Annotated in this window: 9 protein-coding genes and 1 pseudogene; 5 read left to right on the forward strand and 5 right to left on the reverse strand. The window is 52.6% G+C overall.

The window, feature by feature from the left end; all coding sequences use genetic code 11:
• The first annotated feature begins 120 nt into the window (after positions 1 to 120).
• Entirely contained in the window at positions 121 to 192 is a 72-nt protein-coding gene (gene ypdK, locus N7E69_RS01420; RefSeq protein WP_010723117.1) for a membrane protein YpdK, read from the forward strand.
• Between the two features lie 49 nt (positions 193 to 241).
• Here ypdK and alaC read toward each other — a convergent pair whose 3' ends face one another.
• A complete protein-coding gene (alaC, locus tag N7E69_RS01425; protein WP_000763118.1) occupies positions 242 to 1,480 on the reverse strand; it encodes an alanine transaminase in 1,239 nt (412 codons plus the stop codon).
• Between the two features lie 722 nt (positions 1,481 to 2,202).
• Entirely contained in the window at positions 2,203 to 3,168 is a 966-nt protein-coding gene (gene glk, locus N7E69_RS01430) for a glucokinase (RefSeq protein WP_000170380.1), read from the reverse strand.
• Positions 3,169 to 3,371: 203 nt separating this feature from the next.
• Here glk and N7E69_RS01435 point away from each other — a divergent pair, with 203 nt between their 5' ends.
• Complete coding sequence (locus N7E69_RS01435) at positions 3,372 to 4,607, forward strand: ion channel protein (RefSeq protein ID WP_000468920.1); 1,236 nt, start codon at positions 3,372 to 3,374, stop codon at positions 4,605 to 4,607.
• Positions 4,608 to 4,626: 19 nt separating this feature from the next.
• Here N7E69_RS01435 and N7E69_RS01440 read toward each other — a convergent pair.
• Positions 4,627 to 6,280 (reverse strand): annotated as a pseudogene (locus N7E69_RS01440) (alpha-keto acid decarboxylase family protein).
• 179 nt (positions 6,281 to 6,459) lie between these two features.
• Between N7E69_RS01440 and mgrA the strand changes: the two are divergent.
• Positions 6,460 to 7,458 (forward strand): L-glyceraldehyde 3-phosphate reductase, encoded by a 999-nt coding sequence (mgrA, locus tag N7E69_RS01445; RefSeq protein ID WP_000640294.1) that lies wholly within the window; start codon positions 6,460 to 6,462, stop codon positions 7,456 to 7,458.
• Positions 7,459 to 7,571: 113 nt separating this feature from the next.
• Positions 7,572 to 7,898, forward strand: a complete 327-nt coding sequence (gene ypeC, locus N7E69_RS01450; protein ID WP_000490091.1) for a DUF2502 domain-containing protein YpeC — start codon at positions 7,572 to 7,574, stop codon at positions 7,896 to 7,898.
• Between the two features lie 60 nt (positions 7,899 to 7,958).
• Here ypeC and N7E69_RS01455 read toward each other — a convergent pair whose 3' ends face one another.
• Positions 7,959 to 9,200 (reverse strand): Nramp family divalent metal transporter, encoded by a 1,242-nt coding sequence (locus tag N7E69_RS01455; RefSeq protein ID WP_108610916.1) that lies wholly within the window; start codon positions 9,198 to 9,200, stop codon positions 7,959 to 7,961.
• Positions 9,201 to 9,542: 342 nt separating this feature from the next.
• On the opposite strand from N7E69_RS01455, the gene nupC reads away from it, so the two are divergent.
• The gene (nupC, locus tag N7E69_RS01460) at positions 9,543 to 10,745 is read left to right on the forward strand and encodes a nucleoside permease NupC (protein WP_039506979.1); all 1,203 of its coding nucleotides are present in this window, start codon (positions 9,543 to 9,545) and stop codon (positions 10,743 to 10,745) included.
• A 52-nt stretch (positions 10,746 to 10,797) separates the two neighbouring features.
• Here nupC and N7E69_RS01465 read toward each other — a convergent pair whose 3' ends face one another.
• Entirely contained in the window at positions 10,798 to 12,987 is a 2,190-nt protein-coding gene (locus tag N7E69_RS01465) for a sensor domain-containing phosphodiesterase (RefSeq protein WP_000884545.1), read from the reverse strand.
• Between the last annotated feature and the right edge of the window lie 79 nt (positions 12,988 to 13,066).

The following is a 13,066-nucleotide window of genomic DNA, read 5'->3' on the forward strand; positions in this document are numbered from 1 at the left end:
GTGATGCAGGCGGTAGAAACACGAATAATTCTCAATTTCGTATTGTCCGGCATCAACTCTCTATAATCAGGTAAGTGTAAGTTCATTTAGGCGTACGACAGGTACGCGGAGAGATGAAACGTGAAATATTTCTTTATGGGCATTTCATTTATGGTCATCGTTTGGGCCGGTACTTTCGCCCTGATGATTTAAAAGTACAATGCAAAGAAAAACAGGAGCCATGGGGCTCCTGTTTGCTTTTCTACTCCGTGCTCGCTTCAACGGGTTTTGGATGTGACGGCAGCACGCCATCGGCGCGGAACATCGCTTTAATCCCTCTGACGGCCTGGCGAATGCGGTCGCGATTCTCTATTAATGCAAAGCGTACATGGGTGTCGCCATAATCACCAAAGCCTATCCCTGGAGAAACGCAAACCTTCGCCTCATTCAGCAGCTTCTTGGCAAACTCAAGCGATCCCATCGCCGCATATTGCTCCGGGATTTTCGCCCAGACGTACATTGAGGCTTTCGGCATTTCAACCATCCAGCCCGCCTCATGCAGCCCCTTCACCAGCACATCGCGACGACGTTTATACTGCTCGGCGATATCGCGCACGCACTGCTGATCGCCTTCCAGAGCGGCGATAGCCGCCACCTGAAGCGGGGTAAAGGTGCCATAATCGTGATAACTTTTAATGCGCGCCAGCGCGCTGACCAGGGTTTTATTGCCCACCATAAACCCAATACGCCAGCCCGCCATATTATAGCTTTTCGACAGCGTGAAAAATTCAACCGCCACGTCGCGCGCGCCGGGCACCTGCATAATGGATGGCGCTTTCCAGCCGTCGTACACGATATCGGCATACGCCAGATCGTGCACCACCAGCACATCATAACGTTTAGCCAGAGCGACCACTTTTTCAAAAAATTCCAGTTCGACGCACTGGGCCGTAGGGTTAGACGGAAAACCCAAAATCATCATTTTCGGTTTCGGATAACTTTCGCGAATAGCGCGCTCCAGCTCGTTGAAGAAATCCACTCCCTCTACCAATGGAACCGAACGCACCTGCGCCCCGGCGATAACGGCGCCATAGATATGAATCGGGTAACTGGGGTTCGGCACCAGTACCGTATCGCCATGATCCAGCGTCGCCAGCATTAAATGCGCCAGTCCCTCTTTGGAACCGATGGTCACAATCGCTTCGGTTTCCGGATCGATATCGACATCATAACGTTCCTGATACCAGTGAGAAATCGCGCGGCGTAAACGCGGTATGCCGCGGGACGTGGAATAACCGTGCGTATCCGGACGCTGCGCGACGGTGCAAAGTTTTTCGACAATGTGGGGAGGGGTTGCGCCATCAGGATTACCCATACTGAAATCAATAATATCTTCACCGCGCCGACGCGCAGCCATTTTGAGTTCAGCGGTGATGTTAAAAACATAGGGCGGAAGGCGATCGATACGCGTAAAGCGACGTTCAGGGCGGAAGTCAGCCATAATATCCTCAGATTAACGTTAGCGCCCGGACCGTCCGAGCGACGCTGCCACGATGGTGGCTCCTTTAGAAAATAGCCTGAAAATTTTCTTCCTGTCGAGAGGCTAATGAAAATATTTTTTAGCGACGAAAAAAGAGGAACAAGCGTAAAAATTTACCTTTTAAGCATGTCAGTTATAGCATCAAACAAATCATATTATTAACAACTTGATATCATTGAATTTACCTAATGTGTTACAGCCGACGATAATTTCCTGTCAATAAACCTTATCTCAAATAATCCCCTTTTAATTTTGTGGTTTTTCCTCTTTAATCAAAACCCTTACTAACGCTAAAGGTATTCAATCATGTCATATTGCGGTATTTTTCAGGGACATTTCCCCGAAAATGAGGATCCTTTCCAGCAAGATGCCGCGATGAAACCGTAAATAAGGCAGCGGACCGGATACGTATAGTAAAATAAATCCCTGTTTTCGCCTGACTAACCGCCATGACGTGATGACTCAACGCGCTGGTGTTTGACCTTTCGCTCAGCAAGAGTAAAGTGAAATAATTCAGTCAGTTGAAGCATTCATGCACAGGAAAGGCAATGAAAAAAACCGCGTGAGGCACGCGGTTTGAGACTGACAAGAGAATGATTAATTGCCTGATGACGCTGCGCTTATCAGGCCTACAGATGACACACTTTTGTAGGCCGGATAAGGCGTTTATGCCGCCATCTGACTTATAGAATATGGCCTAATGTCTGGCGCAGATGCGCGCCGGAGCCTAACAAGCCAGGGTTATCATGGACAATCAGATAGACCGGAATACCGTGTACATAATCTTTAAAGCGGCCTTTATCTTCAAAGCCACCACGGAAGCCGGACGCTTTAAAAAATTCCAGGAAGCGCGGGACAATACCGCCAGCGATATAAACGCCGCCAAATGTCCCCATGGTTAACGCCAGATCGCCGCCAAATCGCCCCATGATGACGCAAAAGAGCGACAACGCGCGGCGACAATCGATACAGCTATCCGCCAGGGCGCGTTCGGTAATATCTTTCGGGCGCAGATTTTCCGGCAGACGGTTGTCGGACTTAACAATCGCCCGGTAAAGATTCACCAGCCCCGGGCCAGACAGCACGCGCTCGGCGGAAACGTGGCCAATTTCGGCGCGCAATATTTCCAGAATCATAGCTTCTTCTTCGCTATTAGGCGCAAAATCGACATGCCCGCCTTCGCCCGGAAGGCTAATCCAACGCTTATCCACATGCACCAGATGCGCCACGCCCAAGCCGGTTCCCGCGCCATACACCGCAATAGGTTTGCCGTCTACCGGTTCGCCGCCGCCGAACTGAATTAAATGCTCTTTTTTCAGCATCGGGATCGCCATCGACACGGCGGTGAAATCGTTGATGATTTCCAGATGGCTAAAGCCGAGATTTTTTTTCATTTCCGCAATAGAAAAAGCCCAGGTATGGTTAGTCATCGCTACCCAGTCACCGGTAATCGGGCAGGCTATGGCGATACAACCATCTTCCACGCTGACGCTATGCTCATCGAGATAAACGCGCACCACGGCCTCAAGACTGGGATAATCCAGGCCGGAATACGTTTTGGCCTGCGAGATTTCTCCACTGGCGATATCACACAGGGCAAGACGCGCATTCGTGCCGCCTACATCTCCTACTAAAGCATACTTTGTCATTCTTCTACTGCTCCGCTAAAGTCAAAATAAGTCTTTGTCACACTGTAAATTCATGGGGGCATAACAACAACGGCCATCAGGCTGACTGCCTATAAATATAGATCTTCATCACAGAATTACTTTCTTGTTTCAGCACCAATTGCAGCAATGCCGTCGGGCAGGCTGTGCAAAATAGGTATACGACCCCGTATAAGGAAGAGATTATGTTCCACCCGCGTGCCCGAACGATGCTGCTGCTGTCGCTCCCCGCGCTGATTATTGGCGTAGCGTCAAGCCTGGTTTTAATCGCTGCGATGAAAGTCGCGTCGGTTTTTCAGCAATTTCTTTGGCAACGACTGCCCACCAGCATCGGCATCGCTTATGATTCGCCGTTCTGGATAGTGGGTATGCTCACGCTAACCGGGATCGTGGTGGGTTTGATTATCCGTTACAGTCCCGGACACGCTGGCCCCGATCCGGCCATCGAACCGTTAATCAGTATGCCGGTCTCGCCATCTGCGCTACCCGGGCTGCTTCTCGCCTTAATCATCGGCCTTGCTGGTGGGGTAAGTTTGGGGCCAGAGCATCCGATAATGACAATAAATATCGCGCTGGCGGCGGCTTTCGGCTCCCGCCTGTTTCCGCGTATCACGGCGTTAGACTGGACGATTCTGGCCTCAGCGGGCACCATCGGCGCGCTGTTCGGCACGCCCGTCGCCGCAGCGCTGATTTTTTCGCAAACACTTAGCGGCTCTAACGATATTCCCATGTGGGATCGCCTGTTTGCGCCGTTAATGGCGGCAGCGGCGGGGTCACTCACCACCAGTCTGTTCTTTCATCCGCATTTTTCGTTACCCATCGCCCATTACACGCAGATGCGGCTGGTGGACATTGCCAGCGGAGCGATCGTCGCGGCGATCGCCATTGCCGCCGGGATGGTCGCCGTCTGGTGCCTTCCGCGTCTGCATGAGTTGCTGCACCGCCTGAAAAATCCGGTCCTGATTCTCGGCATTGGCGGTTTTATACTGGGCATCCTGGGCGTCATTGGCGGGCCGCTTACCCTGTTTAAAGGCCTGGACGAAATGCAACAAATGGCGTTTAGCCAGACGTTGGGCGCGGGAGATTATTTTACCTTAGCCGTCGTCAAACTCGCCGCGCTGGTCATCGCGGCGGCGAGCGGCTTTCGCGGCGGGCGCATTTTTCCGGCTGTGTTTATCGGCGCGGCGCTGGGGCTCATGCTCCATGCCCATGTTGAGGCCGTACCCGCGGCGATTACCGTCTCCTGCGCGATTCTTGGCTTAGTGCTGGTAGTGACGCGCGACGGCTGGCTCAGTCTGTTTATGGCGGCAGTCGTCGTACCGGATACCAATCTGCTGCCGCTGCTCTGCATTGTGATGCTCCCCGCCTGGCTATTGCTGGCGGGAAAACCGTTGCTGGCCGCCAACCGTCACGAACCCTAATCCGGCGCAGCGGGGGCCATTATCCCCCGTTGCGGGCTTCCAGCGCCCGGGTCACGGTACGCAGTAATTCCGGCAGATCGGCTTTTGGCAACATCACTTCAATAAATGACAGACGTTGTGGGCGCGCCAGACGTTCGAGGACCTCTGCCAGTTGGATAGCCTGCGTCACCCGCCAGCACTCCGCCTGTTGCGCCGCGTTTAGCGCCGGTGGTATCTGCGTCCAGTTCCAGCTCGCGATGTCGTTATACCGCTGGGCCGCGCCGTGAATGGCGCGCTCTACGGTATAGCCGTCATTGTTGAGCAGCAGGATGACCGGCGCCTGCCCGTCGCGTAACATCGAGCCCATCTCCTGAATCGTGAGCTGCGCCGCGCCATCGCCGATAATCAGAATCACCCGCCGATCGGGACAGGCTGTTTGCGCGCCAAACGCGGCGGGCAAGGAATAGCCGATAGACCCCCACAGCGGCTGTACCACAACTTCCGCGCCGTCAGGAAGCGACAGCGCGGCAGCGCCAAAGGCGGCGGTCCCCTGGTCGACAAGGATAATATCGCCGGGTTTGAGATACTGCTGTAAGGTTTGCCAGAAGCTTTCCTGGGTCAGTTCTCCCTTATCAATCCGCACTGGCTGTCCGGCGGAACGCGTCGGCGGCGGCGCAAAAGCGCATTCCAGGCACAGTTCGCGCAGCGTAGACACCGCCTGCGCCATCGGGAGGTTGAACCAGGTTTCGCCGATGCGCGACGCGTAAGGCTGAATCTCCAGCGTGCGTTCCGTCGGTAATTGTTGGGTAAATCCGGCCGTAAGGGTATCGACAAAACGGGTGCCGACGCAGATAACCCTATCGGCGTCCTCTATGGCCTGACGCACTTCTTTGCTGCTGGCGCCAGCGCTATAGGTGCCAACGAAGTTCGGGTGCTGTTCATCAAAAAGCCCCTTCCCCATCAGTAGTGTCGCATGAGCGATGGGCGTTTCCGCCATCCAGCGCTGCAACAGTGGTCGTAAACCAAAACGCCCGGCAAGAAAGTCGGCCAATAGCGCAATACGCCGACTGTTCATCAGGCACTGACGGGCGTGGTAACGAAAAGCCGTCTCCACGCCGCTTTGCGCTTCATGCACGGGCAACGCCAGCGCCTGCGTAGGTGGGATGGCCGTTTTTTTCGCCACATCGGCGGGCAACATGATGTATCCTGGCCTGCGTGCGGCAAGCATTTCACCCAACACGCGGTCAATCTCGAAACAGGCGTTCTGTTCATCTAATTATTGCGCTGGCAGCGGATATCGCCTGACTCATGCGATAAAAATGACGAAAATCGCCGTCACCGAGGGTATGGTGCATCAATTCGCCACGCTGCTGCGCAGCGCTACAGGGCGCGCCGACGATATGCAAGACCGGGACATATTCCGCGTAACTGCCCGCGATACCGTTAATAGCGCTAAGTTCTCCCACGCCAAAGGTGGTGAGTAGCGCTCCAGCGCCCGACATGCGCGCATAGCCGTCCGCGGCATAAGCGGCGTTCAGCTCATTGGCGCATCCCACCCAACGCAGGGTCGGGTGGTCAATCACATGGTCAAGAAACTGCAAGTTATAATCGCCCGGTACGCCAAAAAGATGGCCAATGCCGCATCCTGCCAGTCTGTCCAGCAAATAGTCGGCCACGGTATAGGGGTTTTGCATGACAGCTTTCCTTCTGACGTTGATATTATGTTGAGTATTAAGGAATGCCGATGGCTGTCCAGCACGGTGGGGATGAAAGCCTGGAAAACAATGTTTACAGCGGCAAACAGTAAAAGCCGGATACCGCCTGGCGAGTGTAACCGTATACACTATTTATTCACGCCACAGGGGGAAAGGTCATGATTTATCAGCCCGATGAGAATCGTTATCACACAATGGAGTATCGTCGCTGCGGACGCAGCGGCGTCAAACTTCCCGCTATTTCGCTGGGGTTATGGCACAACTTCGGCGATACGACACGGGTAGAAAATAGCCGGGCGCTGCTGCAACGCGCGTTCGATCTGGGCATTACCCACTTTGATCTCGCCAATAATTATGGGCCGCCGCCGGGCTCCGCAGAATGCAATTTTGGCCGCATTCTGCAGGAAGATTTTTTACCGTGGCGTGATGAATTGATCATCTCCACCAAAGCGGGCTACACCATGTGGGATGGCCCTTATGGCGACTGGGGTTCACGGAAATACCTTATCGCCAGCCTCGATCAAAGCCTGAAACGTATGGGGCTGGAGTATGTCGATATCTTTTATCACCATCGTCCCGATCCCGAAACGCCGCTTAAAGAGACGATGAAAGCGTTAGATCACCTTGTGCGCCACGGCAAAGCGTTGTACGTGGGGATCTCTAACTATCCTGCCGATCTGGCCAGACAAGCTATCGATATTCTGGAGGATCTCGGCACGCCTTGCCTGATTCATCAGCCTAAATATTCGCTTTTTGAGCGTTGGGTAGAGGACGGGCTGCTGGCGCTGTTGCAGGAAAAAGGCGTCGGCAGTATTGCCTTCTCGCCGCTGGCGGGCGGGCAGCTCACTGACCGTTATCTGAATGGCATTCCGGAAGATTCCCGCGCGGCGAGCGGAAGCCGTTTCCTTAAACCAGAACAGATTACCGCCGACAAACTGGAAAAAGTTCGCCGGTTGAATGAACTGGCCGCGCGACGGGGCCAAAAATTGTCTCAGATGGCGCTCGCCTGGGTGCTGCGTAACGATAACGTTACCTCGGTACTGATTGGCGCCAGCAAACCGTCGCAAATCGAAGACGCCGTAGGAATGCTGGCCAATCGCCGTTTTTCGGCGGCGGAATGTGCAGAAATTGACGCTATTCTGGAGAGCCGGTTTTAGCAAAAAATGCTCTCCTTCATGATTTAAGAGTTAAGGCGATGAAACAAATCTTTACTGCTTTGTAATATTGCATTAACAGGCCGGCGACGGCTCGATCGTGAAGGAGAGAAAGTATGTTCAGGTCACTGATTCTGGCGGCAGCCTTGCTGGCTTTTACACCGCTTGCCGCGAATGCGGGCGAAATCACCCTGTTGCCCTCAATAAAATTACAGATTGGCGATCGCGATGATTACGGTAACTACTGGGACGGTGGTCGCTGGCGCGACCGGGATTACTGGCACAACCATTATGAATGGCGTAAAAATCGCTGGTGGCGCCATGACAACGGCTATCATCGCGGCTGGGATAAGCGTAAAGCGTATGAACGCGGTTATCGGGAAGGCTGGCGCGATCGCGACGATCATCGCGGGCGAGGCCGGGGTCACAAACATCATCACTAAGCCTCCTGCTGAATAACAGCCCGATGACGCCCACGCATCGGGCCTGCTATCTTTCTGTCTTTATGACAATCCCATCACCGTTCCAACCAGCAACCAGATATTCAGGGCGACGACCAGCACGACAATTATCCAGCCAATCTGTTTTACTCGCCGCGTGTTCACCAGCTCGCCCATTAGCGTAGCGTTACTGGTGAAAATCAGGAGCGGCACCAGCGCCAGCGCAATACCAAAACTCAGCAGCACCTGGCTCATCACCAGAATTCGGGTAGGGTCCAGCCCCATCAAAATCACAATAAATGAGGGCAGCATGGTAATGCTGCGCCGTACCCACAGCGGAATGTGAAAACGGACAAACCCTTGCATCACCACCTGCCCCGCCAGAGTCCCTACCACGGTGGAGGAAAGCCCTGCCGCTACCAGACCAAGACCAAACACCGTTGCCGCCGCATGGCTTAGTAACGGTTCCAGCGTCAGGTATGCCTGATCGAGGTCGGCGATGCCAGTGTGGCCGCTAAAATGAAACGCCGCCGCGGCGGTCGCCATCATTGCCAGATTGACAAAACCGGCAATCGTCATGGCAATAGCGACATCCCATTTCGTTGCTGAGTACCGTTGTTGCCGCGTTCCGCCGTGCAGATGCTGTGTTAATGACGAGTGCAGATAAATCACGTGCGGCATAATCGTCGCGCCAAGCACGCCGGCGGCTAAGAATACGGCTTCCGGGTTCGGTAGCGCCGGGATAACCATTCCTTTGCCAAGCTGCGCCATATCAGGCTGAGAGAAAAACAGCTCCACAATGTAAGCAGCGGCGACAAAAAGCAGTAAACCGCCGATGACTTTTTCAAGCGGTTTTTGACCGCGGCGTTGTAACATTAAAATCAGAAACGTCGCGATACCGGTCAATACCGCGCCCTGTAATAAAGAGACGCCCAGGATCAGCTTAAAACCTATTGCCGCGCCGATAAATTCAGCTAAATCGGTGGCCATCGCGATGATTTCCGCCTGTACCCAGTAAAACCAGACTACCGGGCGCGGATAATGGTCGCGAATTTGCTCCGCCAGGTTCTTGCCCGTGGCGATTCCGAGTTTTGCCGAGAGGATTTGAATCAGCATCGCCATCAGGTTCGCCCAGACCACCACCCAGAGTAGCTGGTAGCCAAAGCTGGCGCCGGCCTGAATATTGGTCGCGAAGTTACCAGGATCGATATAACCAATCGCGGCAATGAACGCAGGTCCCATTAATGCGAGCCTTAGCTTGCGCGCCGCCCGTCCGCTGCTATTCTCTACGCGATTGTCAGTCATCTTTTGCCTCAAAAACATAGCCTTTGCTATGTTTCATGCTATGTTTATTGATAATGATTATCAAGTGCATTTCAATGGGTACGGGTGATTACTTTGATAGTGTGAAACGATAGACCGATACGATGACGACCTGTATCAGAACAGTTTGGCTTAACATTACAAGATTAGCACACTGATATAACTTTTCATTTTCATATTCAGTACAGTAAAAGTGTATTACAGTTCACTAATTTTGAATCTCGTCACAGGTCCTTATTATAGTGTGTGTTGGATCTCGTTTTCTTTACGGCTGTTGCATAGAATGTGCACGAAAATTAAACCTGCCTCATATTTGGAGCAAATATGGACCGCGTCCTTCATTTTGTCCTGGCGCTTGCCGTTGTTGCGGTACTCGCACTGCTGGTTAGCAGCGACCGTAAAAAAATTCGCATTCGTTACGTCATTCAGTTACTTGTTATCGAAGTATTACTGGCCTGGTTCTTCCTGAACTCGGATGTTGGCCTTGGCTTCGTAAAAGGTTTCTCCGAGATGTTTGAAAAACTGCTCGGATTTGCCAACGAAGGGACAAACTTCGTCTTCGGCAGTATGAACGATCAAGGTTTGGCGTTCTTCTTCCTGAAAGTATTGTGCCCGATCGTCTTTATTTCCGCGTTGATCGGTATTCTCCAGCATATCCGCGTTCTGCCAGTGGTCATCCGCGCTATTGGTTTCCTGTTGTCCAAAGTAAACGGTATGGGCAAACTGGAGTCTTTTAACGCCGTCAGCTCGCTGATCCTCGGCCAGTCTGAGAACTTTATCGCTTATAAAGATATCCTCGGCAAAATGTCCCGTAACCGCATGTACACCATGGCGGTGACCGCAATGTCTACCGTTTCCATGTCTATCGTGGGCGCGTATATGACCATGCTGGACCCTAAATATGTGGTCGCAGCGCTGGTTCTGAACATGTTCAGCACCTTTATCGTTCTGTCGCTGATCAACCCCTATGTCGTTGATGCCAGCGAAGAAAATATTCAGATGTCGAACCTGCATGAAGGCCAAAGTTTCTTCGAAATGCTGGGCGAGTACATTCTGGCAGGTTTTAAAGTGGCGATTATCGTCGCGGCGATGCTGATCGGCTTCATCGCGCTGATCGCGGCGCTGAACGCGCTGTTCGCAACAGTTACCGGTTGGTTCGGCTACAGCATCTCTTTCCAGGGCATTCTGGGTTACATCTTCTACCCGGTCGCATGGGTAATGGGCGTACCGTCCAGTGAAGCGCTGCAGGTAGGAAGTATCATGGCGACCAAACTGGTTTCCAACGAATTCGTGGCGATGATGGATCTGCAGAAAATCGCCGCTACCCTCTCTCCACGCGCTGAAGGCATTATCTCCGTCTTCCTGGTGTCCTTCGCGAACTTCTCTTCCATCGGTATTATTGCGGGCGCGATTAAAGGCCTGAACGAAGAGCAAGGCAACGTGGTTTCCCGTTTTGGTCTGAAACTGGTTTACGGTTCTACGCTGGTGAGCGTACTGTCCGCCTCTATCGCGGCGCTGGTACTGTAAGTCTGCGTTTAATGTAGAAACCGGGGAGCTATCCCCGGTTTTTTTATGCCACTTATTTACCTAACGGGCGCGGGCGGCCAATCAGATATCCCTGCAAACTGTGTACGCCAAGCTGCAATAGCAGATCGCGCTGCGCAGGCGTTTCAACAAACTCAGCCACGACGCTCAACGATTTCGCTTTCGCTAAATCAGTGATGGATTTCACGATCATCGCATCCAGGGAGTCCGTCAGAATATCTTTTACGAAACAACCGTCGATTTTAATGATGTCCGCCTTGAGGCGTTTTAGCCGTTCATAGTTTGCATAGCCGGTGCCGAAATCATCAATGGCGATTTTTAGGCCAAACTTACGCAGCTGGTTGATATTGTGCATACTGATTTCGGAATGAGAGAAGGCCTGTTCTTCAGTAATTTCGATGATGACCGAAGCAGGCGGGACGCCATAGCGTTTAAAAAGCTGCATAATGCGCGACGCCGTCTCTTTTTGCAGCAGCGTCAGCGGCATCAAATTAACCGAGAAACGCGCCCCCTGCTCCGCCGAAGGATGCGCGGACAACCATTGCAGGAGCGCTTCCATCACCTGCATATCAAACCGTACGCTCAGGTTAAACTGGGCGATAAGCGGAATGAACTGATTGGGCATCATGATACCGTCGTCGCACCGAAGCCGCGTCAGAATCTCGTCATACCCTTTTCCCTGCGAGTCGCGAATGGGTTGCGCATACAAAACCAGCGCGCCGCGCTCCAGCGCCTGACGGATTTTCTGCAACCGCAGCACCCGTTCCGTCGTCTGCCCGGAAGCGGCTTCAATACTCTGGGTCAGTGCAAGCACCCGACGGTGCGAACAGGATTGCTCCGCCAGCCAGCTTAATTGCCCCAACAGCGGTTGCAAGGTTTCCTGGCGACCATCGAATGTTCCCCACGATGCGCCGTATTCCATGTCCAGACCGGTATTGTTCCAGTAAATTTTGCGGTTATTAAGCACATTGAGCATATATTGCAGGCGGGCTTCCGTCTCCGGTCCCGTCAATACCAGCAATAACTCACTGCCCGGCAGATGGAAAATTTTCTCCTTTTCCAGCAGCAGCGGCTGCAACACGCGAAACACCTCGCGTTCGCAATGCACGCGCATCTGCATACCGTAATGACGGCTCAGAAATTCCAGGTTTTCCATGCGTAGATAACACACGCTTTGCCCGGCATCCTGTAAAAGAAACTGCTCCAGCGCACGCAGGTTAGGCAGTTGCGTCAACGGATCGGTTAATGCCTGCGAGTGCCACTGTCGATTCAACCATTCGCTACGCTGATTAATCCGCGCCATGTACAACAAACAAATACTAAAAGAAATGAGAACTGAAAGGATAAATGCCAGCGAATATTCTGAGCCCACGCCCTGCAGAAAATTGCGGTTATAGCTAAGCAGGAATAGCGCAGTGAGAGCCCAACTAAAATTCAACAGCGGATAGCTGATTTTCCCCACGCCGATGGTAAATCCAATGAACAGAACTGGCACCAGATAGCCAGCAATATACTTTGTCTCGAAAGGCGTACACAGCACCGCTAATAGCGTCGCCAGAGTGGCAAACCAGAGAAGCGTAAACAGGCGTTTTTCTTTGGCGAGATAAGGAGCGACATCCCTCCGCCAGAAAATACGAATATAGTGCGGGCTGACTATCATCCGCAGCGGATAATAGAAAAAGAGGGTAAAAATAAGCGCGGCAGAAATCAGACTCAATAAATCAACAATCGAGAAAATAGCGGTGCCGGTGCCAAAGAAGGTAGAGATTGTCACCGGGAAAGCCAGGTAGTGCCCCGCCAGATGCATACTGATTTTTATGCCAAACGGCGTCATTAACCCTAACCAGAAAACGCGTAGCCAGATGCCTTGGTTGGGTATTCCGTAGCGCCAGCGCGCGCCCAGCTGCCAGCGTACGATAGCGCAAACCAGCAACACGGGAAACGTCTGGCAAAATAGCAGCACCATCGCCTGTGGCAGAGGTAAATGAAAATTCCATTCATTAGTCAACATCATTCCGCCTACCATCGGCGCGACGCCACGGCGGCCAAATAAAAACAGCACGGAAAACATGACGCAGAGCGGTAGCCAGGCCAGAAAGATATAGCTGGAATCAATTGTGGCGCGGGGAGAAATGAGACGAGATAGCAGAATAGCCGGAACGGTCAGGCAGAAGGCCAGTAAAAATATTTTTATATTTTTTAATACGTTACACTTATCCAGCATTGCTTTAATGCTCACATCATTATATAAGGCGCATGAATAATAAGTATATTCGCATTATGAAGCAATCTAACAAAAGCTC

It is taken from the genome of Salmonella sp. 3C (assembly GCF_025426275.1).
Classification (GTDB): domain Bacteria; phylum Pseudomonadota; class Gammaproteobacteria; order Enterobacterales; family Enterobacteriaceae; genus Salmonella; species Salmonella enterica.